The organism is Mycolicibacterium lutetiense, from assembly GCF_017876775.1.
Taxonomy (GTDB): domain Bacteria; phylum Actinomycetota; class Actinomycetes; order Mycobacteriales; family Mycobacteriaceae; genus Mycobacterium; species Mycobacterium lutetiense.
Genome location: NZ_JAGIOP010000002.1, coordinates 2421895 through 2448181, shown reverse-complemented (window position 1 = coordinate 2448181; position 26287 = coordinate 2421895). Strand labels below are relative to the sequence as shown.

The window sequence follows — 26287 nt, the reverse complement described above, 5'->3', positions numbered from 1 at the left end:
AGACCGATGACCAGCGTGTTGATCGTTGAGGACGAGGAGTCGCTGGCCGATCCCCTGGCCTTCCTGCTCCGCAAGGAAGGCTTTGAGGCCACCGTGGTGGCCGATGGTCCCTCCGCACTGGCCGAGTTCGAGCGCTCCGGCGCCGATATCGTCCTGCTGGACCTGATGCTGCCGGGGATGAGCGGTACCGACGTCTGTAAGCAACTACGTGCCCGCTCGAGCGTGCCGGTGATCATGGTCACCGCCCGCGACAGCGAGATCGACAAGGTTGTCGGCCTCGAGTTGGGCGCCGATGACTATGTCACCAAGCCGTATTCGGCCCGCGAGCTGATTGCGCGGATCCGGGCGGTGCTGCGCCGCGGCTCCGACACCGATGACGGTGCGATCACCGACGGGGTGCTGGAGGCCGGCCCGGTCCGAATGGATGTCGAACGCCATGTGGTCAGCGTCAACGGGGATCAGATCACGTTGCCGCTCAAGGAGTTCGACCTCCTGGAGTACCTGATGCGTAACAGCGGACGGGTGCTCACCCGCGGTCAGCTCATCGACCGGGTGTGGGGTGCGGACTACGTGGGCGACACCAAAACCCTTGACGTGCATGTCAAGCGGCTGCGCTCCAAGATCGAGGCCGATCCGGCCAGCCCGGTGCACCTGGTCACCGTGCGCGGTCTCGGTTACAAGCTGGAGGGCTGAACCCCGTTGGAGGCCGGGGTCGCGCGATGCTCGGCGACCCTGGTCGCCGGATGCACGGCGACCAGCCCCAGGGCGCTGCGGCGCCGGCACATCGCGGCCAACTCGGCGTAGGCCTTCTCGCCGAGTACCGCGGTGAGTTCGGGGCCGTAGGACTCGAACACCGGGCGGGCGCCGACATGGGCGGCGGGATCACCGGTGCAGTACCAATGCAGGTCCGCGCCGCCCTCGCCCCAGCCGCGCCGGTCGTATTCGGTGATGACGGTGCGCAGGACCTGCGTGTCGTCGGGCCGGGTGATCCATTCCTGACTGCGCCGGATCGGCAACTGCCAGCACACGTCGGGCTTCATGGTCAGCGGCTCGACACCGAGCTTGAGGGCCTTGCTGTGCAGGGCGCACCCGATTCCGCCGGCGAAACCCGGGCGGTTCAGGAAGATGCACGCCCCCTTGTACTTCCGGGTCCGCTGATTGGGCTTGCCGTCGTACTCGTCGTCCTCCAGATAGCCCTTGCGGCCCAGGCCCTTGTCCCGGAACTGCCAGTCCTCGTCGGTCAGGTGGGTGACCGCGTCGTCAAGCCGCGCACGATCGTCGTCATCAGAAAGGAACGCTCCATGAGAACAGCAGCCGTCGTCCGGGCGGCCCTCGACGGTGCCCTTGCAGGCCGGTGTGCCGAAGACACACGTCCAGCGGGACAACAACCACGTCATATCGGCCGCGATCAGATGCGTCGCGTCCTCCGGGTCATAGAACTCCACCCATTCGCGGGCAAAGTCGAGTTCGACTTCGCCGGGATGCACATCTGTCACGGCGCAAACGGTACTCCCATATGCCTGAACACATTTCCCAACCGCGGCGGGACGCATCGTGTGACGCACCACAACCCCGGCCCGCCGGTCCGGCAGGTTCTGGGAGGTCCGGCCACGCCGCGCTGGTCGGCTGCGGTTAGGTTGGTCCAGTGCGGTTAGGCGTGCTCGATGTCGGGAGCAACACGGTTCATCTCCTCGTGGTTGATGCCCGTCGTGGCGGACACCCGACCCCGATGAGCTCAACGAAGGCGGCGCTGCGCCTCGCCGAGGCCATCGACGACTCCGGCAAACTGACCCGCAAGGGTGCCGACGGGTTGGTGGCCACGGTGGACGAGTTCGCCAAGATCGCCACCAGCTCGGGGTGTGCCGAATTGATGGCGTTTGCCACCTCGGCGGTGCGCGATGCCACCAACTCCGAGGAAGTTCTGGCCCGGGTGCTGGCCGAGACCGGAGTGTCACTCGGTGTGCTCAGCGGTGTCGACGAATCCCGCCTGACGTTCCTGGCGGTGCGCCGCTGGTACGGCTGGAGCGCGGGCCGCATCATCAACATCGACATCGGCGGCGGCTCGCTGGAACTGTCCAGTGGGGTCGACGAGGAGCCCGAGGTGGCGCTGTCGCTGCCACTGGGGGCGGGCCGGCTGACCAGGGAGTGGCTGGCCGAAGACCCGCCTGGGCGGCGCCGGGTCGCGATGCTGCGGGACTGGCTCGCCACCGAGCTCGCCGACGCCGGTACCACCATGCGTCGGGCCGGAAACCCGGACCTCGCGGTGGCGACGTCGAAGACCTTCCGGTCGCTGGCCCGACTCACCGGGGCGGCCCCCTCGGGAGCAGGCCCACGGGTCAAGCGGACCCTCACCGCCACCGGATTAAGACAGCTCATAGCTTTCATCTCTAGGATGACAGCGGCTGACCGTGCCGAACTGGAAGGGGTGAGTGCCGAGAGGGCACCACAGATCGTGGCCGGTGCTTTGGTAGCTGAGGCTAGTATGCGAGCACTGGAGATCGATTCCGTCGACATTTGCCCCTGGGCGTTGCGGGAGGGATTGATTCTGCGGAAACTCGACAGCGAGGCCGACGGTTCAGCCTTGGTAGAGACGTCGGCGCGGGACGCCGGACGTTAAGGAAAAGCTAGTCCCGAAGGCAACGTAGGTATGACAGGACCAGAGAACAGCCCATCCGGCACCCGACCGATCTCGGTCGCTGAGTTGCTGGCAAAGAACGGGACGATCGGGGCGCCCCCGGTCGGCGGTCGCCGTCGGCGTCGCCGCGGTAACAGTGACGCGGTGACCGTCGCCGAACTCACCGGCGAGATCCCGGTCATCACCGACGACTTCGAACCCGAGCCTCGCGACGAGCCGGTTCCCGCGCCTGACCCGCTGGTCGACACTGCCGTCGTGGCGCCCATCCTGGATGAGCCGCGCAATCCCAGCGCGCCGCGCGAAAAAGTGCGCGACGAGCCGCGGGTCCGCAATGGTGGTCCCCGGCCCCCGCGGGTCAAGCCGCCCATCAGGCCGGCCGAACCCGAAGAGGTGCGCACCGAGGCCGAGGACGATTACGACGCGCACCTGGCCGCGCGTGACGTCGACCCCGAGCCTGTCGAATTCCGCCCACGTCCGCGCCGCGCGCAGTCCAAGCCGCAGGCGCGGGACTACCGATCGTCGGGCACCGGTGCAGAGCGGATGAGCCCGGACCCCCTCTACGACCTTGACGCCGACGATGCGGCCGGGCCGGCCGACGCGCTGGTCGAGTCCGACGGTCACGATCTTCACGGCGCGGTCGACGACGCCGATTACGACGACTACGCGGGCGACGACTACGACGGCGAATACGGCGATCGTTCGTACTCGTCGCTCGGGCCGTTGTTCGGCGGAGGATCGGTGGCCGACGAGCAGGCCCGCCGCCGTGGCCGCGACGGCATCGACCTCGAACCCGACGAGGACCTGTCCGAGGGCACCGGCGACTACGACGAGCACGACGAATTCGGCGAATTCGACGACGAGCAGCCGCCCGCCTCCCCACTGATGCGCGCCATGTGGATCGTCGGTCAGTGCGTGATCGCGGTGGCGTTCGGTGCCGGCCTGTTCGTCGCCTTCGATCAGCTGTGGAAGTGGAACACCATCGTCGCGCTGGTGCTCGGGGTGCTGGTCATCCTCGGCCTGGCCGGTGGCGTGCGGGTGGTCCGCAAGACCGAGGACATCGGCAGCACGCTGACCGCGGTGGCGGTCGGGGCGCTGGTCACCTTCGGGCCGTTGGCACTGCTGCAGGCGAGTTAGGCTGCCGCGCACGCGAGGAGCGAAAGCGCCCCGCGCACGCGAGGAGCGAAAGTGCCTCAGTACACAATTGGGGTTGTGCGCCCCGCAATCAAGATCGGTCTGTCCACCGCCTCGGTCTATCCGCTGAGGACGGAGGCTGCGTTCGAGTGCGCCGCCCGCCTGGGTTACGACGGTGTCGAGCTGATGGTGTGGGCGGAGTCGGTCAGCCAGGACATCGACACGATCGCCAAGATGTCGGCGCACTACGGGATGCCGGTGTTGTCGGTGCATGCCCCCTGTCTGTTGATCTCGCAGCGGGTGTGGGGGGCCAATCCGATCTCGAAACTCGAGCGCAGCGTGCGGGCCGCCGAACAGCTCGGCGCCCAGACCGTTGTCGTGCATCCGCCGTTCCGCTGGCAGCGCCGTTACGCCGAGGGGTTCAGCGAGCAGGTCGCCCAGTTGGAGGCCGACAGCGAGGTCCTGGTGGCGGTGGAGAACATGTTCCCGTTCCGGGCCGACCGGTTTTTCGGGGCGGGCGGCACATCCGTCGAGCGGATGCGTAAGCGCGGCGGCAGGCCCGGCCCCGGCATCTCCGCGTTCGCGCCGTCCTACGACCCGCTGGACGGCGATCACGCGCATTACACGCTCGATCTGAGCCACACCGCCACGGCAGGCACCGACGCCATCGAGATGGCCCAACGGATGGGCGACGGCCTGGTGCACCTGCATCTGTGCGACGGCAAGGGGGCATCCACCGATGAGCATCTCGTTCCCGGGCGGGGCACTCAGCCCACCGTCGAGGTGTGCCAGATGCTGGCGGCTGGTGATTTCTCCGGCCACGTCGTCCTCGAGGTCACCACGTCTGCGGCCAAGACCGCTGCCGAACGTGAGGCGCTGTTGACCGAGTCGCTGCAATTCGCCCGCACCCACCTGCTGCGCTGAACACCCCACCTGCAAAGGACCGCACATGACCGGCTCCACCCTGTTCACCGATGCCATGGCACTGACGCCGGCCGGCGACGGCGTCTATCACGGCGAGCTCAACGAGCACTGGACGATCGGGCCCAAGGTGCACGGCGGCGCCATGCTCGCGCTGTGTGCCAATGCCGCGCGCACCGAGCTGGGTACGTCCGCGCAACCCCTGGCGGTCTCGGGCAACTTCCTGTGGGCGCCCGATCCCGGTCCGATGCAGGTGATCACGACGGTGCGTAAGCGGGGCCGCCGGATCGGTCTGGTCGACGTGGAGCTGCGGCAGGGGGAGAGAACTGCGGTGACGGTGTCGGTCACCCTCGGCGAACCCGAGCATCACGTCCCCCCGCTGCTGTCGTTCAACCCGGTGGTGCCGCTGATGACGCCTGAACCGCCGCCCGGGCTGGAGGCGATCGGCCCAGGTCATCCGATGGAGCATGTCGTGCACCTGGCGCATGGTTGTGACATCCGGCCGGCGCTGCACACCATGGGGCCGCGGACCGACGGCGGACCACCGGTGTTCGAGTACTGGGTGCGTCCGAAGGGGGTCGCTCCCGATGTGCTGTTCGCGCTTCTGTGCGGCGACGTGTCGGCTCCGGTGACATTCGCTGTGGAACGCACCGGTTGGGCGCCCACGGTCCAGCTGACGGCCTATCTGCGGGCATTGCCGGCCGACGGCTGGCTCCGGGTGATGTGCACCTCGGTGCAGATCGGCCAGGACTGGTTCGACGAGGACCACATCGTCGTCGACTGCGAGGGCCGGATCATCGTGCAGACGCGGCAGTTGGCGATGGTCCCCGCTAGGGGCTGACGCCGCCGCGACATGGAATGCTGTCGCCCATGTCGAGAATCGCGATAATCGGCGGCGGAAGCATGGGCGAGGCGCTGCTGTCAGGGCTGTTGAGGGCTGGCCGGCAGGTCAAGGACTTGGTGGTCGCGGAGAAATACCCGGACCGGGCCAAGTACCTGTCGGAGAAGTACTCGGTGCTGGTGACCTCGGTGGCCGATGCCGCCGAAAACGCCGCCTACGTGGTGATCGCGGTCAAGCCGACCGACGTCGCGAATGCGATCGGCGAGATCGCCGACGCGGCAGCGCGCGCCGATTCCGACGCCGCCGAGCAGGTGTTCGTCAGCATCGCCGCCGGCGTCAGCACGTCGTACTACGAGAACAAGCTGCCGGCCGGGTCTCCGGTCATCCGCGTCATGCCCAACTCCCCGATCGTGGTCGGCGGCGGGGTGAGCGCGCTGGCGGCGGGCCGGTTCGCGACTGCCGAGCAGCTCAAGGAGGTCTCGTCGATCTTCGATGCGGTCGGCGGCGTACTCACCGTGAACGAGTCGCAGCTGGACGCGGTGACGGCAGTTTCCGGGTCGGGGCCGGCGTACTTCTTCCTGATGGTCGAGGCACTGGTCGACGCGGGCGTGGAATCGGGTCTGTCGCGTGCGGTATCCACCGATCTGGTGATCCAGACGATGGCAGGCTCGGCCGCAATGCTGCTGGAACGTCTCGATGAGGTAAACGCCGACGGGGGTGCCGCGCTGGACACCACACCGGCCCGATTGCGGGCGATGGTGACCTCGCCGGCCGGCACTACCGCCGCTGGTCTGCGGGAACTGGAGCGTGGGGGTCTGCGGGGTGCGGTGTCCAGTGCCGTTCTGGCCGCGAAAACGCGCTCTGAGCAGCTCGGAATTACATCTGAGTAATTAGATTAATTCAAACTTATTAGCCCACACCCGTCGCAGTAACCCCACCCGCCACGCTATTCTCCCTTTGTATGCGCGGGTCGGTGCCAGCGGTGGGGAAGCCGCTGGAACTGCCCGTGCCTGATTGATTGGGTTGCGATGACGTCTATGAACGGGCCATCGGCGCGGGATGCTGGCGACAGTCAGCCTCGAGCTCAATTTCTGACGGTCGCCGAGGTGGCGAGCTTGATGAGGGTCTCGAAGATGACGGTGTACCGGTTGGTGCACAACGGAGAACTGCCTGCGGTTCGGGTGGGCCGATCGTTCCGGGTCCACGCCAAGGCAGTCCACGATCTGCTGGAGTCTTCGTACTTCGACGCCGGCTGACATCCCGGGTCGACAGCGCGGCCGTATCGGCTGAGCGCCTAGAGCAGGCTGGCGTTTTCCGTTTCGGTGACTGGCCCGGGTAAAGTAGCCAGGTCAACCATCAGCGTCAGTAGTAGCGGAGACACCAGGGTTTATGGGCTCAGTCATCAAGAAGCGGCGTAAGCGTATGTCGAAGAAGAAGCACCGCAAGCTGCTTCGCCGTACCCGGGTGCAGCGTAGAAAACTCGGCAAGTAGCCAACTGCTGCAGCCGCTAGGCTGAGCCGATGGATTCTGAAGGTCGGTCAGGGGGACGCCCGACGGGAGTCCCCGGATCTGGTTCGGATACTTCCGGTGCGGGACAGTCCGCAGATGCGTCGCCCGCTCCGAAAGTAGTTCTGGTCACGGGTGCGTGCCGGTTCCTCGGTGGTTATCTAACCGCCAGGCTGGCGCAGAACCCGTTGATCGAGCACGTCATCGCGGTTGATGCGGTGGTGCCGAGCAAGGACCTGATGCGTCGGATGGGGCGGGCGGAGTTCGTCCGCGCCGACATCCGCAATCCGTTCATCACCAAGGTGATCCGAAACGGGAACGTGGACACCGTCGTGCATGCCGCGGCGGCGTCCTACTCTCCCGCGTCCGGAGGCCGGGCCACGTTGAAGGAACTCAACGTGATGGGCGCGATCCAGCTGTTCGCGGCCTGCCAGAAGACACCATCGGTACGGCGGGTCGTGCTCAAGTCCACCTCCGAGGTGTACGGCGCGAGCTCGCGTGATCCGGTGATGTTCAGCGAGGAGAGCAGTGCTCGCCGTCCGCCGGGTGACGGGTTCGCCCGCGACAGCATGGACATCGAGGGCTACGCCCGCGGCCTGGCCCGGCGTCGCCCCGACATCGATCTGACGATCCTTCGGCTGGCCAACATGATCGGGCCCGCGATGGACACCGTCCTCTCGCGGTATCTGGCCGGGCCAGTGGTTCCGTCGGTCATCGGCCACGACGCACGGTTGCAACTGCTGCACGAACAGGACGCCCTCGGTGCCCTGGAACGTGCGACGGTGGCGGGCAAGGCCGGCACGTTCAACGTCGGCGCCTCGGGCATCATCATGATGAGCCAAGCGATCCGGCGCTCGGGACGGGTCCGGTTGCCGGTGCCGAGTGGGGCGTTGTCGGCGATCAATTCGCTCAGTCGCGCAACGCGTTCCGCCGAACTCGACCGAGATCAGATGAGCTATCTGAGCTACGGCCGGGTGATGGACACCACGCGAATGCACAGGGATCTGGGTTACAGTCCCAAGTGGACGACCGCCGAGGCATTCGACGACTACGTCCGTGGTCGTGGATTGACGCCGATACTCGATCCGCGATGGGTACGCTCAATGGAGAGTCGCGCCGTGGGGATGGCGCAGCGTTTGGGACATTAGAAGTGGCTCTATCCGGGGTGGGAGAAGGTACCGACGTGGCGGGTGAATCAAAAGCGAAAGTCATTCCGCTGCATGGGAACTCGAATCGTTCCGCGGCACGCCGTGCAGCCGCTCGGTCTGACAGCGCCCGCCGACATCCTTCCGTCCTGGCCGATCCGGGAAGCCGTGCCTCGGCCGAGCAGATCGCCGCGGTGGTACGTGAGATCGATCAGGCGCGCAGCGCCGCCTCGAGTCAGCCGGGAGCCGACGACGGCCCCAGCGAACTCGCCAAGGGCATCGCGGCGGTCTCGGAATTCGTCCGCACCCGGATGACCGGTGAGTACTCGGTGGACGAGTTCGGGTTCGACCCGCACATCACCAACGCAATCTTTCTGCCTTTGCTGAGAACGCTTTTCCGGTCCTGGTTCAGGGTTGAGGTGTCCGGTATCGAGAACCTCCCCGAGAGCGGTGCGGCACTTGTCGTGGCCAACCACGCCGGGGTCCTGCCGTTCGACGGGCTGATGACCCAGGTGGCCGTTCACGATCACCACCCCGCGCACCGGGATCTACGGCTGCTGGCCGCCGATCTCGTCTTCGATCTGCCGATGGTCGGGCAGGCCGCCCGGAAGGCCGGGCACACCGTCGCCTGCGCCACCGACGCGCACCGACTGCTGGCCAACGGTGAGCTCACCGCGGTGTTCCCGGAGGGCTTCAAGGGGCTGGGCAAGAACTTCAAAGATCGCTACAAGCTGCAGCGATTCGGCCGCGGCGGCTTCGTTTCCGCAGCTCTGCGGGCCCAGGCGCCGATCGTGCCGTGCTCGATCGTGGGCTCGGAGGAGATCTACCCGATGATGGCCGACGTGAAGCTGCTGGCCCGACTGCTCGGTCTGCCGTACTTCCCGGTGACGCCGCTGTTCCCGCTGGCCGGCCCGCTCGGCCTGGTGCCGTTGCCGTCGAAGTGGCACATCCAGTTCGGTGAGCCGATCGAGACGACGGACTACGACGAGAGCGCCGCCGACGATCCGATGATCACCTTCGAGCTGACCGATCAGGTCCGCGAGACCATCCAGCACACGCTGTACCAGCTGCTGGCAGGTCGTCGAAACATGTTCTTCGGCTGACCTTCTCGCAGGAGAATCTAGCTCTTTTGCCCAGCAACCATCTTGGCGATCGCGGCGTCGCGCGCCGCGGCGATCTGTGAACTGATCTCGTCGGCCTCGTCGATGGCCGCCTCGCCGAGCATGGTGACGATGCTCGTGGCAACCGGGTTGCCGTCGTCGTCGGTGACTTCGGCCCGGACTTCGGCGATCACGGTGCCGTGCGACTCGATGACCGAGTCGAGGTACGAGTCGAACCACAACCGATCGCCGACCTTGATCGGCCGATGGAAGATCAGCTTCTGATCGCGGTGCAGCACGCGCTCCAGGTTGATCGGAATGTCGAACTTGTCGAACAGCTCGAGCTGAACCCGTCGGCCGGCCACCGCGAGGAACGTCACCGGCGCCACCACCGAGTCGTGCCCGAATTCATTGGCCGCTTCGACGTCGTAGAGCGCGGGATGGTCGTCCTTGACCGCGCGGGCGAACTCACGGACCTTCTCCCGGCCGACCTCGAAGTAGTCGGGGTACCGGTAGTGGGTTCCGATGATGTTTGCGGCGATGCTCATATTCCCTGCGCTGTTCGGTATGCGGTGCGCGGTGCGCACAAACGTGCCTGACTACCAGGCCGCTGGCGCGGCCCGCCGCGGAACCCTATAACGCGGTCCGCCGCGGAAGCTTATAACGCGGCCTGTTACCTCAGCGAATGTCGTGACGGCGTGAGGCGGCAGCGGCCAGAGCGCCGCCCAGCGCACCGAGCGCCAGTGCCGAGGGCACACCGATGCGCGCGGCCTTGCGTGCAGTGCGGAAGTCGCGGATCTCCCAGCCGCGCTCCCTGGCCACGTCGCGCAGCGCGGCGTCGGGGTTGATCGCCACCGCGGTACCGACCAGCGACAGGATCGGTACGTCGTTGAAGCTGTCCGAATAGGCGGTGCACCGGCGCAGGTTCAGACCTTCGCGGATGGCCAGGGACCGCACCGCGTGGGCCTTTCCGGTGCCGTGCAGGATGTCGCCGACCAGCCGGCCGGTGAACACCCCGTCGACCGACTCGGCGACCGTCCCCAGGGCGCCGGTCAACCCCAGGCGCTTGGCGATGGTGGCGGCCAGCTCGTAGGGGGTCGCGGTGACGAGCCACACCTGCTGGCCGGCGTCCAGGTGCATCTGGGCCAGCGCCCGGGTTCCCGGCCAGATCTTGTCGGCAATGATCTCGTCGTAGATCTCCTCGCCCAGCGCCACCAGTTCGGCGGTGGACCGGCCCTCGATGAACGCCAGGGCCTTCTGCTTGCCCTCGGCGACGTCGTCGCTGTTCTCCTTGCCGGTGAACTGGAACTTGGCCTGCGCGAACCCGATGCCGAGGATGTCGCGGTAGGTGAAGTACTTGCGCGCCGCCAGACCGCGGGCGAAGTGCACCAGTGACGATCCGTGGACCAGGGTGTTGTCGACGTCGAAGAACGCCGCGGCGGTCAGATCGGGCGGCGGCGCCGGCGTGGCGGCGTCGTCGGTGTCGGGCTCGAGCTCGGTGACAGCGAGTTCGGCGCTGGCCTCGGCGGCAAGCTCCTGTTCGAGCGCATCGGCACTACCGGATTCGGGCACGTTTTCACCCTAAGTCACGCGGCCGGGATACTGGCGGTGTGGAGCGCGAGCAGGCGGGAACGGGCGGCCGAACTACTGTGACGTTGCTGACCAGGGCCGGCTGCAGCATGTGTGAGCGGGCCGCGCAGCAGCTGGCCGTGTTGCGTGACGAGTTGGACTTCGACCTGGTGACCACCGATGTAGATGAGGCTGCCGCCGCGGGCGACCCGGAGCCTCGGGCCCGGTTCGGCGATCTGCTGCCGGTGGTTTTGCTGAACGGGACCCAGCACAGCTACTGGGAAGTCGACGAGCAGGGGCTTCGGACCGACATAGCACCACGATGAAATTTGGTGGGCGGGCCGTAAACGATTACCTTGGTGACGTGGTGATGACGCCGTGAGTGTGCTGCTATTCGGGGTTTCGCACCGCAGCGCGCCGGTGTCTGTTCTCGAGCAGTTGAGCACTGACGAGTCGGATCAGGCCAAGATCATCGACGAGGTCCTTCGATCCTCGTTGGTCACCGAGGCCATGGTCCTGTCCACCTGCAACCGCGTCGAGGTGTACGCCGTGGTCGAGGCCTTCCACGGCGGCCTGTCGATCATCGGGCAGGTGCTTTCCGACCATTCCGGTATGTCGCTGAACGATCTCACCAAATACGCCTATGTGCGCTACGCCGAAGCCGCTGTCGAGCATCTGTTCGCGGTGACCAGCGGTCTGGACTCGGCCGTCATCGGTGAAGCCCAGGTGCTGGGCCAGGTGCGTCGCGCCTATGCGACGGCCGAGGAACACCAGACCGTCGGGCGCACCCTGCACGAGCTGGCCCAGCGGGCCCTCAACGTCGGTAAGCGGGTGCATTCGGAGACCGGGATCGACGCCGCAGGTGCGTCGGTGGTCTCGGTGGCCCTCGGGATGGCCGAAACCAAACTCAACGGCGGGCTCGTCGGGCAGACCGCAGCCGTGATCGGCGCGGGCTCGATGGGCGCGCTTGCCGGAGCGCACCTGGTGCGAGCCGGAATCGAACGGGTCCACGTGGTGAATCGATCGCTGCCACGCGCCGAGCGCCTCGCAGCGAACCTCGCCGAGCAGGGCGTGCAGGCGCAGGCCTTTTCCCTGGACAATCTCTCCGAAGCGTTGGCCGATTCCGATGTCGTCGTCAGCAGCACCGGGGCGGTACGGCCGGTGGTCTCCCTGGCCGACGTGCACCATGCACTGGCGCAGCGCAACGCGGCCGTCGGTGAGCGTCAGCTCGTCATCTGTGACCTCGGTATGCCCCGTGACGTGGATCCGGCGGTGTCCGGGTTGCCCGGTGTCTGGGTCGTCGACATGGACCGGATCCAGCGGGAGCCGTCGGCGCGGGCGGCGGCCACCGATGCCGATGCGGCCCGCACGATCGTCGCCACCGAGGTTGCCAACTACCTGGCGGGCCAGCGGATGGCCGAGGTCACCCCGACCGTCACCGCGCTGCGGCAACGCGCCGCCGACGTGGTGGAGGCCGAGCTGCTGCGCCTGGACAACCGACTGCCAGAACTGGAGTCGGCGTACCGCGACGAGGTGGCCAAGACGGTCCGCCGCGTCGTCGACAAACTTTTGCACGCACCCACGGTGCGGGTGAAACAACTCGCCAGTGCACCTGGCGGGGACAGCTACGCAGAGGCTTTGCGGGAGCTGTTCGAACTCGATCCGCAGGCCGTCGAAGCTGTGGCGGCCAGCGAATTGCCCTTTATGACAACAGATCTCGATAAGTCTGAGTAGGCATTGGTAGAAACGCGCGATACGGTGATCCGGATCGGCACCCGGGGTAGCCTGCTGGCGACCACGCAGGCCGGCACCATCAGGGACGCTTTGCTGTCCGCAGGTCACCCCTGCGAGTTGGTGATCATCTCCACGGAGGGCGACCGCAATCAAGGCCCCATCGCCGACATCGGCGTGGGGGTCTTCACTGCGGCACTCCGGGAGGCGATCCACGACGGTCGGGTCGACATGGCCGTCCACTCCTACAAAGATTTGCCCACGGCACGTGACGAGCGGTTCGTGATCGCCGCCGTCCCGCGCCGTGAAGACCCTCGTGACGCGCTGGTGGCGCGTGACGGAATGGTGCTCGGCGAGTTGCCGGCCGGGTCTGTGATCGGCACGTCGAGCCCGCGACGGGCCGCGCAGCTTAGAGCACTGGGTCTCGGTTTGGAAATCCGCCCCCTACGAGGCAACCTAGATACCAGGTTGAACAGGGTTACGAGCGGTGATCTCGACGCCATCGTGGTCGCCCGAGCGGGTCTCGCCCGTATCGGACGTCTCGATGTAGTCACCGAGTCGCTCGAGCCGGTGCAGATGTTGCCAGCGCCGGCTCAAGGTGCGCTCGCGGTGGAATGCCGCTCCGGCGACACCGAGCTGATTTCGGTGGTGTCGGAGTTGGAAGACGCCGACACGCGCGCCGCGGTCACCGCCGAACGGGTCCTGCTCGCCGAACTGGAGGCGGGCTGTTCCGCACCGGTGGGCGCGATCGCAGAAGTGGTCGAGTCCATTGATGAGGACGGCAATGTCTTCGAGGAGCTGTCGTTGCGCGGCTGCGTAGCGACGCTGGACGGATCCGACATGATCCGTGCGTCTGGCATCGGAACTCCCGATCGGGCCGCTGACTTGGGTGTCTCGGTGGCCGCGGAGCTTTACGAGTTGGGTGCACGCGAGCTGTTGGTAGAGCGCGGGAGTGAAGAATGACCATGCGAGGTCGCAAGGCCAAGCCCGGCCGCATCACGTTTGTGGGTTCGGGCCCGGGAGATCCGGGGCTGCTGACGGCACGGGCGCAAACTGTACTGGCGCACGCCGAGTTGGTGTTCACCGATCCCGACGTCCCGGACGCGGTGCTGGCGCTGATCGGCACCGAGTTGCCGCCGGCATCCGGTCCGGCCCCGGCTGAGCCGGCCAAGGCCGACGTCGCGGCTGACGACGCCGCCGGCACCCCCGACGCGGCGCAAGCCGCCGTCATCGCGGGTGGGCCCGAGGTTCGCCCCGCTCTGGGTGATCCCGCCGAGGTGGCCAAGACGCTGGTCGCCGAGGCCCGCCACGGCTACGACGTGGTGCGCCTGGTTGCCGGCGACCCGCTGTCCGTGGACGCCGTCATCACCGAGGTCGGTGCGCTGGCCAAGTCCCATGTGAACTTCGAGATCGTCCCCGGGCTGCCCGCCACCAGTGCGGTGCCGACCTATGCGGGCCTGCCGCTGGGGTCGTCGCACACGGTGGCCGACGTCCGCGGTGACGTGGACTGGGCGGCGTTGGCCGCCGCACCCGGGCCGCTGATCCTGCACGCGACCGCGTCGCACCTGCCGGACGCCGCGCGCACCCTGATCGAATTCGGTCTGGCCGAGAACACTCCCGCGGTGGTGACCGCGAGCGGTACCACCTGCCAGCAGCGTTCGGTGGAGGCCACCCTCGGTGGACTGACCGACAAAGCGGTGCTGGAGAAGCCGGCCGGCAGTGAGCTGGCGGGTCCGCTGGTCGGACCGCTGGTCGTCACCATCGGCAAGACCGTGGCCAACCGGGCCAAGCTGAACTGGTGGGAGAGTCGCGCCCTGTACGGCTGGACCGTGCTGGTGCCGCGTACCAAGGATCAGGCCGGCGAGATGAGCGACCGGTTGGTGGGCCACGGGGCCCTGCCGGTCGAGGTGCCGACGATCGCCGTCGAGCCGCCTCGCAGCCCCGCCCAGATGGAGCGCGCGGTCAAGGGTCTGGTCGACGGCCGGTTCCAGTGGGTGGTGTTCACCTCGACCAACGCCGTGCGTGCGGTCTGGGAGAAGTTCAACGAGTTCGGTCTGGACGCCCGGGCGTTTTCCGGTGTGAAGATCGCCTGTGTCGGACAGGCCACTGCCGACAAGGTGCGGGCGTTCGGGATCAACCCGGAGCTGGTGCCGTCGGGCGAGCAGTCCTCGCTCGGTCTGCTCGACGAATTCCCGCCCTACGACGAGATTTTCGATCCGGTGAACCGGGTGCTGCTGCCACGTGCCGATATTGCCACCGAGACCCTGGCCGAGGGCCTGCGGGAGCGCGGTTGGGAGATCGAGGACGTTACGGCCTACCGCACCGTGCGTGCCGCTCCGCCACCGGCGCAGACCCGCGAGATGATCAAGACCGGTGGGTTCGACGCGGTCTGCTTCACCTCGAGCTCGACGGTGCGCAACCTGGTCGGTATCGCCGGTAAGCCGCACGCTCGGACCATTGTGGCCTGCATCGGGCCGAAAACTGCTGAAACCGCAGCGGAATTCGGTCTGCGGGTGGATGTGCAGCCCGAGTCGGCCGCGGTGGGACCGCTGGTTGATGCGCTCGCCGAGCACGCTGCTCGACTTCGGGCCGAAGGGGCACTGCCCCCGCCGCGCAAGAAGAGCCGCCGCAGGTAACACCCGCCGAAGGAGGCATGGCATGGCTTACCCCAGACACCGCCCCCGTCGCTTGCGGTCGACACCGGCGATGCGCCGACTGGTGGCCCAAACCTCTTTGGAGCCGCGCCATCTGGTGCTGCCGATGTTCGTCGCTGACGGGCTGGCGGAACCGCGGGCGATCAGTTCCATGCCCGGCGTGGTGCAACACACCAGGGATTCATTACGGCAGGCGGCCGCGGGTGCGGTGGCGGCCGGTGTGGGCGGGTTGATGCTGTTCGGGGTGCCCCGCGACGAGGACAAGGACGCCGTCGGCAGCGTCGGTACCGACCCGGACGGCATCCTCAACGTGGCGCTGCGGGATCTGGCCAAGGACCTCGGTGACGCCACCGTGCTGATGGCCGACACCTGCCTCGACGAGTTCACCGATCACGGACACTGCGGCGTGCTGGACGCCGCGGGTCGGGTCGATAACGACGCGACCAACGCGCGCTACACCGAACTTGCTGTGGCGCAGGCGGAGTCGGGCGCACACGTAGTGGGTCCCAGCGGCATGATGGACGGCCAGGTGGCCGCCATCCGCGACGGTCTCGATGCAGCCGGACACGCCGATGTCGCCATCCTGGCCTATGCCGCCAAGTTCGCCTCGGCGTTCTACGGCCCGTTCCGGGAAGCGGTGTCGTCCAGTTTGCAGGGCGATCGGCGCACCTACCAACAGGATCCGGGCAATATCCGCGAAGCCGTGCACGAGGTCGAACTCGATATCGACGAGGGTGCTGACATCGTGATGGTCAAGCCCGCGATGAGCTACCTGGACGTGGTGCGTGCCGCCGCTGATATTTCACCGGTACCCGTTGCCGCATACCAGATTTCGGGTGAGTACTCGATGATCTGTGCCGCCGCGGCCAATGGCTGGATCGACCTGCAGGCCGCCGCCCTGGAGTCCCTGACCGGAATCCGGCGGGCCGGTGCCGACATCGTGCTGACCTATTGGGCGGCCGACGTGGCCGGCTGGCTCGCGTGACCGATCAGGTGACCGAACAGCAACACAGCCCCACCGGGCGCCCCGAGGACGTCGACACCGGATTCTGGTTGTGGGCGACCGCGCTGGTGCTCATGGTGGTCGGGTATCTGATCGACCTGCTGACCGGATCCGGTGGCGGCGTGCAACGGTCGGTGACCGTCGTCTTCTCGCTGATGTTCCTCGTGGTGCTGTCCTCGATCGTGGTGGTGTTCCTGTTGCTGATGCGTCAGGGGTATCGCTGGGCCCGCACCCTGCTGACCAGCGGCGGACTTGTCTCGGTCCTGCACGCGATCAGCAGCCTGCTGACCGGTGAACGTCAGGCCGCGGCGGCGGTGGGCTACGCCGTCACCGCGATCGTCGGGTCCGTGCTGATCGCGGGCGGGCTGTACCTACTGCACCGCAAGGACGCCGACGGCTTCTTCATCCGTTGATTTCGCTAGGCTTCCCGACAATGTCCCCATCCTCGGCGTCGCGCCGCGCGACCATTTCGTTCAGTTGCTGGTTGGTCGGCGCCGTGTTGTTGATCGTCGGCGGACTGGTCGCGGCCTCGGTGTCCTGGCCCAGTGCCGAGAGCACCCTGTTCCGGGGCGTGGGTGTGCTCACGTCGGTGGCCGGTGCGGGGATGGCGTATGTGGCCGGCCGCAGCCGTTCCGGAAGTGTGCGACATCGGCGCGCGGCGATCGCACTGTCGATGGCGATAGTGGTGGTGGTCGGGTTGATGGCGGCGCTCAGGCTGGCTCCGGTGCACATCCTGACGCTGCTGGCGCTGCTTCCACTGATCGTGGGAACCGGCTTGAGCGCTGCACCGTTGCGGAGGGATGACCATGGAGAGTGAACCGGTGAACAAGGTTGCCTCTGACGTGCTGTTCTACGAGCAGGGCTCCAGTTGGGCCTGGCTGCTGTTGGGGCCGTTCGCGGGAGGCGGCATGGCGATTCTGCAGATGACCGGCGGATACGGTCGCGATCTGTGGATTCCGATCCTGTTCCTGGTGTTGGTGTCGGCGTTCGTGGCCATCCAGATCAAGGCCGCACGCATCCACACCTCGGTCGAGTTGACCGCCGATACCCTCCGGCAGGGCGCCGAGATCCTGCGGATCGACGAGATCGTGAAGATCTACCCCGAGGCCGCGCGTTCGGAGTCGCCGAAATGGGAGTCCGACCGCGCTCTGGGCGAACTGTCCGGGATACCGCGGGGTCGCACCGGCATCGGGCTGAAACTCACCGGCAACCGTGGGGCTCAGGCCTGGGCGCGCAAGCACCGGAAGTTACGGGAAGCACTGACGCCGTTGGTCGAGGAGCGCACTCCGTGAAACCGCGGGCCGTCCTGGAGTTCGTGGTTGCCGCCGTTGCGGCGGTGGGCTGTGTGCTGAGCTGGGGTGCGGCCGCGACGACGATCGAGGTGGCGCCCGTGCTGGAGGGTGAGCCGATGACCACGGCCGTCAGTTACTCGGCGCCGCTGCTGGTGTTGGCCCTGGTGCTGGCGGGTCTGGCGGGCGTACTGATCGTGTTGGGCGTCGCCCGGTTGCGTCGTTGACTCGGTGACTGTTTGGCATCCTGTCTCGCACGGTGAATCCGGCGCCGGCGTGTTCCGCAGCGCGGATGGTTCGCGGTACGCCAAGGTGGTCGGCCCGGCCGCGGTCGCTGATCTGGCCTCCGAGCGGGACCGGGTGTCCTGGACGCACGATCACGGGCTTCCGGTTCCGGCGGTGATCGACTGGGCCACCACCGCGGACGGCGGTGCCATGTTGGTCACCAGCGCCGTCGGAGGTGTCGGGGCCGATCGGCTCCCCGAGGAGTCTCTCCGGGTGGCCTGGCCCTCGGTGGTCGGCGCGGTCGGGGCCCTGCACGGCATCGCCGTGCAGGATTGTCCGTATCGGCGCGACCTGGACGACATGTTGTCGCGGGCCAGATCCGTCGTCGCCGCGGGTGCGGTCAACCCGGAGTTCCTGCGCGACGAGGACCGGGACGTCCCGCCCGTCGACCTGCTGGCCCGTGTCGAGCGCGAGGCTGATCTGCGTCGCTGCCAGGAGGCCGCCGATCAGGTGGTGTGCCACGGCGACCTGTGCCTGCCCAACATCCTCATCGACCCCGATCGGCTCACCGTCGAGGGATTCGTCGACCTGGGTCGCCTCGGCATCGCGGACCCGCATGCGGATCTGGCGCTGCTGCTGGCCAACAGCGCCGACACCGTTCCGGGATTCGCCGACGACGCCGTGGCCGGCCTGGCCGTCGGCTACCCGGCGGAAGTGGATCCGGAGCGTCTGAGGTTCTATCTGGCGCTCGATCCGCTTACCTGGGGGTGAGAGGGTTCAGGAATCGAGCCAGGCAAGCTCATCGGACAAGTGCGCGCGCCAGAACGCCTCATCGTGGCCGCCGGGGTAGAAGCCGACGGCTGGAGTCCTGGGCAGTTGGTTGACGAACATCTGGGTCGCGGTATAGAACCGGTCCCCGGTGCCGCAGTCGATGCGGAGCGGGATCGACCCCAGCGCAGGTAGCAGTCTCAGCGCTGAGTTCTGCTGCCAGTCATCGAGGCTGTCGAAGGCGTCGGGTGGCGCGCCCCAGTACGTCATGTACAGCGCCGGGCTGATTGCGCAGACCGCCGCGGTGCGCGCGGCGCCTAGTCTGGCGCCCAACAGCATGGCGCCGTAGCCGCCCATCGACCAGCCCATGAAGGCCACTCGTGAGGTGTCGATGCCCTTGGTGGCCAGCATCGGGATCAGTTCGTTGAGCACCATCGCCCCGGAGTCTCCACCAGAGGCCCGACGGCGCCAGAACGAGTTGCCGCCGTCCACACTGACCACCGCGAACGGCGGTCGGCCGGCTGCGGTCAGTTTGGCCAGCGCTTCGGGGATACCCAGGTTCATCACGCCGGCGGCATCGTTGTCCATCCCGTGCAGGGCGATCACCGGACGCAATGGGCCGTGCTGGCCCGGCGGGCGGGCGATGATCCAGTTGGTTTCGACTCCGCCGCGGGCCGCCGAGGTGAACGACCCCGATTCGCGGGTCGGTAACGAGTTGCCCGCGGGGGCCGTCTGGTTGGGGCCCGATTGGTTGGGGCTGGAGGACGCGTGGGGCGTAAGCGGATCGAGCAGGGTGCCCAATGCCATCAGTCCCGCGGCACCCGCACCGGTGACACCTAGACGTAGCGCGTCGCGGCGGGTCAACGAAGTCACCTGCGCATCATTCCAACGATGGGTCTCAGCACGCGACATGGTCCGGCAACAGCGCGATAACACCGCCCACCCCGGGCTGTGAGCGTGGTCACACGGCACTTGGTACAAAGTGCGAAATCTGTAACACTGTGTCCATGACCGAATTGGCCGATCAGCCACAGCAGACCGACGCCCTGCCCCTCGGGCCGCAATCGCTGGTCTGGAAATACTTCGGGGACAACCGGATGTACCTGATCGGGCCGCGGCCCGCCGTCCTGCAGAACATGCTCGCCGAACTCGGCCAGGGCGTGCTGGACCATTCGGTGTTCTTCGCCGACACCTCGGCGCGGATCAAGCGCTCGCTGCCGCCGATCTACCGCACGGTGTACGGCGACGAGACCGACAACACCGGGACCCAGGTGCGCGACTTCCATCACGGCATCAAGGGCGACATGCCGGACGGATCGCGTTACCACGCACTGGATCCCGACACCTACTACTGGGCGCACGCCACCTTCGTCGAACAGGTCCTCTACTTCGCCGACACCTTCGTCAAGCGGCTCAGTGACGCCGAGAAGGAACAGATCTACCTGGAGTCCAAGACCTGGTACCGCCGCTACGGGGTCAGCGACCGGCCGATGCCGGCCACCTACGCCGAGTTCGAGCAGTACTGGGACCGGATGCTGAACGACGTGGCTGTCCCGCACAAGTCCGCCCGCTATGGCGTCGGCTATGTCACCAGAGGCTTCCCGTGCCCCAAGGGGGTGCACCCCGCCATCTGGCGCGTGGTCGCCACGGTGTTCGACCCGGCCGCGGCCTTCCTCACCGCGGGGGGCCTGCCGCCGCGCGCCCGTGACCTGCTCGACCTGCCATGGAGTGAGCGGCAGGAACGCAACTATCAGCGATTCGCGGCGTTCTGGCGCTCGGCCCCGGTGAACTGGGTGTGGGATCATCTACCGATGAGTGTGCGCTACAACGGATTTGCGCAAAAGGGCTATGCCCGGGGTTGATTCGTCGCCCGCGACGCGATCTGAATCGTCGCCCGCGACGGTGGCAATCCTGGATGCCGCCCTCGTCGAATTCGAGCGGCACGGCCTGCGCCGCGTCGCACTCGACGATGTCGCGCGCCGCGCCGGGGTCAGCCGGACCACGATCTATCGCCGATTCGCCAACCGTGACGAACTTGTCGCCGCAGTGGTCGAGCGGGAGAACGTCGCGCTGTTCTCCGACATCGCCCATGAGTTGAAAAGTGCAGGGCCGCAATCGAACTACTACGTCGAGGCGTTCACGCTGTCGATCCTGCGGTTCCGTCGTCACCATGTGCTCAACCAGCTGATCGCCGATGAACCGGCCCTGGTCATGGAGATGCTGCACACCCACTACGGCGCGGCGATCGAGCGGATGGCGGCGGCGCTCAAGGTGATCTTCCCGGCCGGGTTCGCCGACCGGATCGGCGAGCCGGCGGTCAATGACCTGGCCGACACCATCCTGCGCTACGCGGGGATGGTCCTGATGTTGCCCAGCGTCGAACCCCTCGACACCCCAGAGGACATCCGGGCGTTCGCCACCCGCCATTTCCTGCCGAGTCTGCCGCTCTCGGTTCGTACCGTCACCGCCTGATTGCCATCGGCGGGTGGCGTCAACTGCTGTTTGGCGGCTCACTTTTCCGGGCAGCCGTGAGGGATGACTACTGAGAAGCCGCCACCTGTCACCGAAGCGCACCACAAAGAAGCCGAACGAATCGTGCAGTCGTATGACGAGTCCCGACCGACCGCGATCTTGCCCGGCAGTCACGGCACGGTCTCGGGCACCGCTGTCAACGACTGGCTGGACGACGACGGCAAACCGATCTACGGCCGGCGCGAGAGCGGGCAGTAACCACGAACCCGCGCCGCCGCCGCCCGGTCGATGCCTACTGTGGCTGATGTGACTGCGACCCCGCTCGAACGAATTGCTCCTGCTTTCGTGACGATGGCCCACGAGATCGTGTGGGCGTCGGTGGCCACGGTCGACGCCGACGACCAACCCCGCAGTCGGATCCTGCATCCGATCTGGGAGTGGGACGGGACCGACCTGTTGGGTTGGATCGCCACCGTGCCCAGTCCGGTCAAACGGGCGCACCTGGCGGTGCATCCGCACGTCTCGGTCAGCTACTGGACCACCAACCACGACACCTGCGCGGCGGACTGCCTGGTGGAGTGGTACACCGATGACGACACCTGCACGCAGGTGTGGGACCGCTTCGCCAACGGCCCGGCGCCGGTGGGCTATGACCCGTATGTGATCCCGCAGTGGAGTGGCGGGCCGACGTCGGACCAGTTCGCCGCGTTGCGCCTGACTCCCTACCGGTTGCGGGTGATGCCGGGCACGATCATGACAGCGGGGTCCGGTGAGGTGCTGAACTGGCGGGCGTGACCTCGGTACCGCCCACCACCGGGTTCAGCGGCCACCGCCGCCGATTGTCGGCGGCGGCGCCCTGCTGCCAGGTCACGACGGCATCCGCGACATCGCGGACGTCGTCGTCGGTGTCGATCACCGCATATGACGCCGCGTGACCGGGCAGTCCGTTGACGACGCATTCGTAGCCGATCCGGTAGGCCAGATCGCGAGTCCATCGGACCGCCGACGCACGCCGGCCGGCGGGCAGTCGGCGTGCGTCACAGATCAGCAGGGTCCGGCGGGCGCCCACGGTGAGTGCGGCGCGGGTCGTCGACTCGCAGGCGTCGTTCGCATACCCGCGTAACCGCCTGCGCGATGCCCAGTTGTGCCGCCCACCGAATCGGATTCGCGTGGTCGGCCCGTCGAGAACGGCGATCACCGAGTCGATCGAGTCGATCTCGGCCGGGCTCAACGGCAGCTCCGCCGAATCGGCGGAGCTCCATCGGCTTCGGATCGGCACGTGGGCGCCGGGCGGGTGTGCGTGTTTGGCTGTGACGCCGCTGCGCCCCAGCGCCGCTGCGATCGACCCGGACAGGTCTGTCAGCCAACCGAGCACCAGCACCCGCGGGCCGGCGGCCTTTCGATCCGCCACTGCAATTGCACCCGCCGTTCTCAGCCCTAGTCGTAAATTGTCATGCCTCTACCGATCTCTTTTTTCCGCGCCGGCCGGATAAAATAATCAATTGCCGACCAGGGCGGAGATTTAATGCCCATTAAAGGCATGAATTCGGTGCGAATATATTTCCGCAGAACCTGTACGAGTGAGTACTCGCCCAGTGTTTCGATGGAGTGCAGCCGTAGAGAACTGCACTCCAGGCCGCTATACCCGTTCCGGGCGCTTCCTTCTGGGAATGGCCTCGCCGGCCTCGGTCGCCTTGTCGCGCTTGGCTGCGCGCCGTTCCTTGATGGTCATTGCCGGTTTCTTGGGCATGCGACCCTGGGATTTATCAGCCATCGTTGCTCCTTTTATTCGCAAACAATCACTGAGCCCGACCATACCGTAGAAAAAATTAAAAGCCAGTCGGCGGTTTTCGGCCACCATGCACCGTTGAAAATGGCCGACTACGCCGGCCGGTGCCTGACCTTCGGAGTGGCGTCGTCATGGCCGAGGTGCAGACCGGGAGCCAGCATCCCCACCCGGTGCCGGTAATCGCGGTACTGATCACCCAGGTTGTCCACCAGGTCGCGTTCTTCGAGCTGGATCGCCACCAGGATGTAGGCGGTGCTGACGGCCGCGAACAGCAGATGGCCCGCGGTCATCGTGGGAGTGGCCCAGAACGCGACGATGAACCCGGCCATGATCGGATGCCGGATCACCCGGTAGAACATCACCGTCTGGAACCCCAGGTCGCGATAGGGCTGGCCGCGCCAGTTCAGCCACACCTGCCGCAGACCGAACAGGTCGAAGTGGTTGATCATGAACGTCGAGGCGAACACGGTCGCCCAGCCCGCCCAGAACAACGCCCACAGAACCACCCGTCCCGCCGTGGATTCCACGTTCCACACGAGCTCGGGCATGGTGCGCCACTGCCAGTACAAGAGCAACAGCGCCAGGCTGGACAGCGACACGTACGTGCTGCGTTCGATGGCCGGCGGAACGATCCGCGTCCACCGTTCCTTGAACCACGGCCGGGCCATCACGCTGTGCTGGAGGGCGAACACCGACAGCAGCAGCAGGTTGACGAGCACGGCCTCGGCGATGGGTGCGTCGATGCCGGAATCGACCGTGCGTGGCACGACGAAGTTGCCGACGAAGGCGATCGCGTAGAGGAAGGCCACGATGAACAGGAGATAGCTCGCGATGCCGTAGCCGATGATGAGTAGGCGCTTCATGGTGACCTCCTGCCACCGATGGGACAGATGCCGCGCCCTGCTGCCGGCCCGCAGTAGTGGCCTATCTACGGTAGACCTTGGATCCCCAGGTGAACAGAGGTTTGCCAGCAGCGTCCGCGCCTACTCGACGTCGGTCTGATTACGCGGAACGCTCCGCCTTGGCGGCCTCGCGCGCCAGCATCCGGTCCCGCTGCTCCTCGAACCTGAGAACCTGCTTCTCGAGATCCTCCAGGAAGGTGGCCAACTGCTCGCGGCGCTTCTCACCGACCGCGCTCACGTCGTTGCGTTCGAAGATCCGCCACTTCTTGACGTTGGGCATCACGACATCTTCGAGGTGCTGGCGCAGGTCGTAGATGCCGTGCTTGGCCATGATCACGCTGTTGCGCCGCCAGTTGGGCATTCCCCGACCTGGCATCCGGAATCCTTCGATGATGGCGCATGCCGCCTCCATCGCCTGGTCGGGCGCGAGGTCGAAACCGGCGGAGAACATGTTGCGGTAGAAGACCATGTGCAGGTTCTCGTCGGTCGCGACGCGCTGCAGCATCGACTCGGCGAGAGGGTCGTCGCAGATCCTGCCGGTGTTGCGGTGGCTGACCCGGGTCGCGAGTTCCTGCAGGGTGGCGTACGCCGAGATCATCAGCGGGCCGGGTTCGTGGATTTCGCGTTCTTCCTCGTCCGGGTCATAGCCGTTCGCCATGTGCTCCATGCGCATGCGCTCCAGGGCGACCGGGTCCACTCCGCGGGTGACGACGAGGTAGTCGCGGATGACGATGCCGTGGCGGTTTTCCTCGGCAGTCCACTGGTTGACCCAGTGGCCCCAGGCGCCGTCGAGTGAGAAGTGATTCGCCGCGCCCCGGTGATAGGACGGCAGGTTGTCCTCGGTGAGCAGGTTGGTGATCATCGCGACCTTGGCGACTTCGGACAGTCCGGACTGCTCCGGTGCCCAATCCTCGCCACCGAGGGCCGCGAAGTTGCGGCCGAGGTCCCACGGAACGTAGTCGTGCGGATGCCACTCCTTGGCGACCCGCAAATGATGGTTGAGACCTTCTTCGGCAATCGGCTCGAGTTCCGCGAGGAACTCGGCGTCGGTCAAATGTCTCTGCATCAGTGTCCAATCAAGTCGTGAGCCGACCGATGTGTGTACGACCGTAGCCCGCTCAACACTGAGAATACGTGGTGGTGCAAATCTCCGCGGACCAGGACCGAGCGTCGTAATCAGGTTTTCGACGCCTCGAACTCGGCTGAGTACTGTTCGGCCGCGGCGAGCATGGCTTTGCCGATCTGTTCGTACTGGACGTCCCGCAGGTTGGCCAGCGAAGTCGAATCTGCCTTTGATCTCTCATCGGGAGCTGATGCCTCGAGCGCCGCACCACAACGTCGGAGTCGAAGGATGCGGGCAGCACCGGATCGGCACACTGGAAGCCATGCCCAGGAATCGTGTCGGTAGCAAGAGGGTCGTCGTTGCCGGACTGGCCGTCGCCGCCCTGGTGGCCGGTTGTTCGGCCGCCCCCGAACCCGAACTGCACGCCGGGCAGTTGCTCACCGCTCGGCCGTTGACCACCGCCGCCGCGGTGCCCGGCGCGCAAACCCGTCTGATCACCTACGTGTCCGACGATACGGAAGGTCAACCCATCGTGGTGTCGGGCACCGTGGCGGTGCCGACGTCACCGCCACCCGAGGGTGGTTGGCCCGTGATCAGCTGGGCCCACGGCACCACCGGCTATGCCGATACCTGCGCCCCATCGGTGGACACCACCGACGGCCTCGCCCATGACTACCTCGGATCGGTCACCAGGATGCTGGGCACCTGGGTGGCGCGTGGCTACGCCGTCGTCCAAACTGACTACCAGGGACTGGGCACCCCCGGCGGACATCCCTACACGGACGGCACCAGCGAGGCGCACACGGTGACCGACATCGTGCGGGCGGCCCGCGAACTCAACCCCGGCATCGGCACCAAGTGGGTCGTCGCCGGCCACAGCCAGGGCGGCCAAGCCGCCCTGTTCACCGCGCAGGACGCGCCGCAACGCGCTCCCGAGCTCGACCTGTTGGGTGCGGTCGCGATGGCGCCCGGTGGGGTAGGGATGGACCAGGCCGTCGACCTGGTGCGCGCCGGAAAGCCCGAAGTCGATGCGGCCCAGGCCTTTCTGCCGTTGCTGGTGCTCGGCGCCGCCGTGGTAGACCCATCCGTCAACCCCGATGAAATCTTCACGGCGGACGCGCGCCCGTTGCTGGGCACCGCCCGCACCGAGTGCATCGCCCAGATCCGTCGGGTCCCCACCGTCGGATCGGCGCGCATGTTCACGCCCGAAGCGAACCTGGATGCGTTGCGCGACTACCTTCGCCGCCAAGACCCCATCGCACTCACACCGCGGGTACCGGTCATGATCGCGCAAGGCTCGGCCGATACCGCGGTGACCCAGCCCGGGGTCGACGCATTGGCCAAGGCGCTGTGCGGCAAAGACGTTGCGGTGGACTACCGCGTGTACGCCGGCCAGGACCATCGCGGCGTCATCAACGCCTCGCTGTCGGATACGCAGGCGTTCGTTGACACGGTGACAGCAGGGAAGACCGGCGATACCTGTCCACGCTGAGGTTGATCAGCGTCGGCTGTGTCAGCAGTCCACATCAACAAACACCGTCAT

Annotated in this window: 33 protein-coding genes; 25 read left to right on the top strand and 8 right to left on the bottom strand. The window is 66.8% G+C overall.

Annotated elements, in window-relative coordinates; translation table 11 throughout:
• Positions 1-6: 6 nt before the first annotated feature.
• The gene (regX, locus tag JOF57_RS21075; RefSeq protein WP_209919669.1) at positions 7-693 is read left to right on the top strand and encodes a two-component sensory transduction protein RegX; all 687 of its coding nucleotides are present in this window, start codon (positions 7-9) and stop codon (positions 691-693) included.
• Here the strand turns inward: regX and JOF57_RS21070 are convergent.
• A complete protein-coding gene (locus tag JOF57_RS21070; RefSeq protein WP_209919658.1) occupies positions 675-1496 on the bottom strand; it encodes a DUF3109 family protein in 822 nt (273 codons plus the stop codon). The two genes, regX and JOF57_RS21070, sit on opposite strands and share 19 nt — an antisense overlap.
• A gap of 149 nt (positions 1497-1645) precedes the next feature.
• Between JOF57_RS21070 and JOF57_RS21065 the strand changes: the two genes are divergently transcribed.
• The 9 genes from JOF57_RS21065 (at position 1646) to JOF57_RS21025 (ending at position 9282) form a co-directional block, all read left to right on the top strand.
• Positions 1646-2617 carry a Ppx/GppA family phosphatase gene (locus tag JOF57_RS21065; RefSeq protein WP_209919656.1) on the top strand — a complete coding sequence of 324 codons (972 nt, stop codon included), beginning with the start codon at positions 1646-1648 and terminating at the stop codon, positions 2615-2617.
• Between the two features lie 30 nt (positions 2618-2647).
• Positions 2648-3769 (top strand): Rv0497 family membrane protein, encoded by a 1122-nt coding sequence (locus JOF57_RS21060; protein ID WP_209919654.1) that lies wholly within the window; start codon positions 2648-2650, stop codon positions 3767-3769.
• A 75-nt stretch (positions 3770-3844) separates the two neighbouring features.
• Positions 3845-4690, top strand: a complete 846-nt coding sequence (locus JOF57_RS21055) for a sugar phosphate isomerase/epimerase family protein (RefSeq protein WP_209919652.1) — start codon at positions 3845-3847, stop codon at positions 4688-4690.
• Positions 4691-4715: 25 nt separating this feature from the next.
• Positions 4716-5528, top strand: coding sequence for a thioesterase family protein (locus tag JOF57_RS21050; RefSeq protein WP_209919650.1), 813 nt, complete (start codon positions 4716-4718; stop codon positions 5526-5528).
• A 29-nt stretch (positions 5529-5557) separates the two neighbouring features.
• Positions 5558-6418: a pyrroline-5-carboxylate reductase gene (proC, locus tag JOF57_RS21045; RefSeq protein ID WP_209919649.1), complete on the top strand. Its 861-nt coding sequence runs from the start codon at positions 5558-5560 to the stop codon at positions 6416-6418.
• 138 nt (positions 6419-6556) lie between these two features.
• A complete protein-coding gene (locus tag JOF57_RS21040; protein ID WP_209919646.1) occupies positions 6557-6784 on the top strand; it encodes a cell division/environmental response transcriptional regulator in 228 nt (75 codons plus the stop codon).
• Positions 6785-6917: 133 nt separating this feature from the next.
• The gene (locus tag JOF57_RS21035; protein WP_003402602.1) at positions 6918-7019 is read left to right on the top strand and encodes a 30S ribosomal protein bS22; all 102 of its coding nucleotides are present in this window, start codon (positions 6918-6920) and stop codon (positions 7017-7019) included.
• A 29-nt stretch (positions 7020-7048) separates the two neighbouring features.
• Positions 7049-8182: an NAD-dependent epimerase/dehydratase family protein gene (locus JOF57_RS21030; protein ID WP_209919644.1), complete on the top strand. Its 1134-nt coding sequence runs from the start codon at positions 7049-7051 to the stop codon at positions 8180-8182.
• Between the two features lie 35 nt (positions 8183-8217).
• Entirely contained in the window at positions 8218-9282 is a 1065-nt protein-coding gene (locus JOF57_RS21025) for a lysophospholipid acyltransferase family protein (RefSeq protein ID WP_209919642.1), read from the top strand.
• 17 nt (positions 9283-9299) lie between these two features.
• On the opposite strand, the gene JOF57_RS21020 is transcribed toward JOF57_RS21025, so the two are convergent.
• Positions 9300-9827: an FAS1-like dehydratase domain-containing protein gene (locus tag JOF57_RS21020; protein WP_209919639.1), complete on the bottom strand. Its 528-nt coding sequence runs from the start codon at positions 9825-9827 to the stop codon at positions 9300-9302.
• Between the two features lie 130 nt (positions 9828-9957).
• On the bottom strand, positions 9958-10851 hold the full coding sequence (locus JOF57_RS21015) for an HAD family hydrolase (protein WP_209919637.1): 894 nt from the start codon (positions 10849-10851) through the stop codon (positions 9958-9960).
• Between the two features lie 38 nt (positions 10852-10889).
• On the opposite strand from JOF57_RS21015, the gene JOF57_RS21010 reads away from it, so the two are divergent.
• From JOF57_RS21010 to JOF57_RS20965, 10 genes are read left to right on the top strand one after another with little or no spacing between them, the layout of a single operon-like run.
• Positions 10890-11174: a glutaredoxin family protein gene (locus JOF57_RS21010; protein WP_307870064.1), complete on the top strand. Its 285-nt coding sequence runs from the start codon at positions 10890-10892 to the stop codon at positions 11172-11174.
• Between the two features lie 52 nt (positions 11175-11226).
• Positions 11227-12582, top strand: coding sequence for a glutamyl-tRNA reductase (locus tag JOF57_RS21005; protein ID WP_209919635.1), 1356 nt, complete (start codon positions 11227-11229; stop codon positions 12580-12582).
• Positions 12583-12606: 24 nt separating this feature from the next.
• Complete coding sequence (hemC, locus tag JOF57_RS21000) at positions 12607-13542, top strand: hydroxymethylbilane synthase (RefSeq protein WP_209919634.1); 936 nt, start codon at positions 12607-12609, stop codon at positions 13540-13542.
• A complete protein-coding gene (locus JOF57_RS20995; RefSeq protein ID WP_209919632.1) occupies positions 13539-15215 on the top strand; it encodes a bifunctional uroporphyrinogen-III C-methyltransferase/uroporphyrinogen-III synthase in 1677 nt (558 codons plus the stop codon). Before hemC ends, JOF57_RS20995 begins: the two co-directional genes overlap by 4 nt.
• Before the next feature lie 22 nt (positions 15216-15237).
• Complete coding sequence (gene hemB / locus JOF57_RS20990; protein ID WP_209919630.1) at positions 15238-16218, top strand: porphobilinogen synthase; 981 nt, start codon at positions 15238-15240, stop codon at positions 16216-16218.
• The gene (locus JOF57_RS20985) at positions 16215-16649 is read left to right on the top strand and encodes a hypothetical protein (RefSeq protein ID WP_209919628.1); all 435 of its coding nucleotides are present in this window, start codon (positions 16215-16217) and stop codon (positions 16647-16649) included. The genes hemB and JOF57_RS20985 overlap by 4 nt, the downstream gene beginning before the upstream one ends.
• 20 nt (positions 16650-16669) lie before the next feature.
• Positions 16670-17053: a hypothetical protein gene (locus JOF57_RS20980; RefSeq protein WP_209919626.1), complete on the top strand. Its 384-nt coding sequence runs from the start codon at positions 16670-16672 to the stop codon at positions 17051-17053.
• On the top strand, positions 17037-17528 hold the full coding sequence (locus tag JOF57_RS20975; RefSeq protein ID WP_209919624.1) for a transport-regulating membrane protein Mce1N: 492 nt from the start codon (positions 17037-17039) through the stop codon (positions 17526-17528). The genes JOF57_RS20980 and JOF57_RS20975 overlap by 17 nt, the downstream gene beginning before the upstream one ends.
• On the top strand, positions 17525-17752 hold the full coding sequence (locus JOF57_RS20970) for a hypothetical protein (RefSeq protein WP_209919622.1): 228 nt from the start codon (positions 17525-17527) through the stop codon (positions 17750-17752). Before JOF57_RS20975 ends, JOF57_RS20970 begins: the two co-directional genes overlap by 4 nt.
• Positions 17753-17756: 4 nt before the next feature.
• On the top strand, positions 17757-18521 hold the full coding sequence (locus tag JOF57_RS20965) for an APH(3'') family aminoglycoside O-phosphotransferase (protein WP_209919619.1): 765 nt from the start codon (positions 17757-17759) through the stop codon (positions 18519-18521).
• Positions 18522-18527: 6 nt separating this feature from the next.
• Here the strand turns inward: JOF57_RS20965 and JOF57_RS20960 are convergent, their stop codons facing one another.
• Positions 18528-19430, bottom strand: a complete 903-nt coding sequence (locus JOF57_RS20960) for an alpha/beta hydrolase (RefSeq protein ID WP_209919617.1) — start codon at positions 19428-19430, stop codon at positions 18528-18530.
• 95 nt (positions 19431-19525) lie between these two features.
• Here JOF57_RS20960 and JOF57_RS20955 point away from each other — a divergent pair, with 95 nt between their 5' ends.
• From JOF57_RS20955 to JOF57_RS20940, 4 genes are all read left to right on the top strand, one after another.
• Positions 19526-20380: an oxygenase MpaB family protein gene (locus tag JOF57_RS20955; RefSeq protein WP_209919609.1), complete on the top strand. Its 855-nt coding sequence runs from the start codon at positions 19526-19528 to the stop codon at positions 20378-20380.
• A complete protein-coding gene (locus JOF57_RS20950) occupies positions 20367-20990 on the top strand; it encodes a TetR/AcrR family transcriptional regulator (protein ID WP_209919607.1) in 624 nt (207 codons plus the stop codon). The genes JOF57_RS20955 and JOF57_RS20950 overlap by 14 nt, the downstream gene beginning before the upstream one ends.
• 63 nt (positions 20991-21053) lie before the next feature.
• Positions 21054-21248 (top strand): hypothetical protein, encoded by a 195-nt coding sequence (locus tag JOF57_RS20945; protein ID WP_209919605.1) that lies wholly within the window; start codon positions 21054-21056, stop codon positions 21246-21248.
• A 93-nt stretch (positions 21249-21341) separates the two neighbouring features.
• Entirely contained in the window at positions 21342-21785 is a 444-nt protein-coding gene (locus tag JOF57_RS20940; protein ID WP_209923563.1) for a pyridoxamine 5'-phosphate oxidase family protein, read from the top strand.
• On the opposite strand, the gene JOF57_RS20935 is transcribed toward JOF57_RS20940, so the two are convergent.
• The 4 genes from JOF57_RS20935 to JOF57_RS20925 form a co-directional block, all read right to left on the bottom strand.
• Positions 21742-22401 (bottom strand): hypothetical protein, encoded by a 660-nt coding sequence (locus JOF57_RS20935; RefSeq protein WP_209919603.1) that lies wholly within the window; start codon positions 22399-22401, stop codon positions 21742-21744. The genes JOF57_RS20940 and JOF57_RS20935 overlap by 44 nt on opposite strands.
• 228 nt (positions 22402-22629) lie before the next feature.
• The gene (locus JOF57_RS31255; RefSeq protein WP_273544722.1) at positions 22630-22764 is read right to left on the bottom strand and encodes a hypothetical protein; all 135 of its coding nucleotides are present in this window, start codon (positions 22762-22764) and stop codon (positions 22630-22632) included.
• A gap of 107 nt (positions 22765-22871) precedes the next feature.
• Positions 22872-23642, bottom strand: coding sequence for a methanethiol S-methyltransferase (gene mddA / locus JOF57_RS20930; protein WP_209919599.1), 771 nt, complete (start codon positions 23640-23642; stop codon positions 22872-22874).
• Between the two features lie 139 nt (positions 23643-23781).
• A complete protein-coding gene (locus JOF57_RS20925; RefSeq protein ID WP_209919597.1) occupies positions 23782-24747 on the bottom strand; it encodes an acyl-ACP desaturase in 966 nt (321 codons plus the stop codon).
• Positions 24748-25066: 319 nt separating this feature from the next.
• Here JOF57_RS20925 and JOF57_RS20920 point away from each other — a divergent pair, with 319 nt between their 5' ends.
• The gene (locus JOF57_RS20920) at positions 25067-26236 is read left to right on the top strand and encodes an alpha/beta hydrolase family protein (RefSeq protein WP_209919594.1); all 1170 of its coding nucleotides are present in this window, start codon (positions 25067-25069) and stop codon (positions 26234-26236) included.
• Positions 26237-26287: the final 51 nt, after the last annotated feature.